The following is a 242-nucleotide window of genomic DNA, read 5'->3' on the forward strand; positions in this document are numbered from 1 at the left end:
TCTGAACACTAAGTTGGGTGGCAAAGCGGTGAGCAAACTCAGGATGGGCGTTAATACCCGTGCCCACCGCAGTGCCACCCTGCGCTAACTGGCTTAATAATGGAATTTGTTGGGAAACTTGCGTTTGCGCATGACTAAGTTGGCTATGCCAGCCGCCGAGCACTTGAGAAAAAGTAACCGGCATGGCATCCATTAAATGGGTGCGGCCGGTTTTAACAATATGACCAATTTCGGCAGATTTA

At 49.6% G+C, this 242-nt stretch carries 1 protein-coding gene; it reads right to left on the reverse strand.

Translation table 11 applies throughout. The features are described 5' to 3' along the window. The coding region (locus V0R37_RS23100; protein ID WP_420376692.1) for a lyase family protein at window positions 1-242 on the reverse strand (242 nt) is incomplete at both ends.

It is taken from the genome of Pollutimonas rozaliensis (assembly GCF_048751585.1).
Classification (GTDB): Bacteria; Pseudomonadota; Gammaproteobacteria; order Burkholderiales; family Burkholderiaceae_B.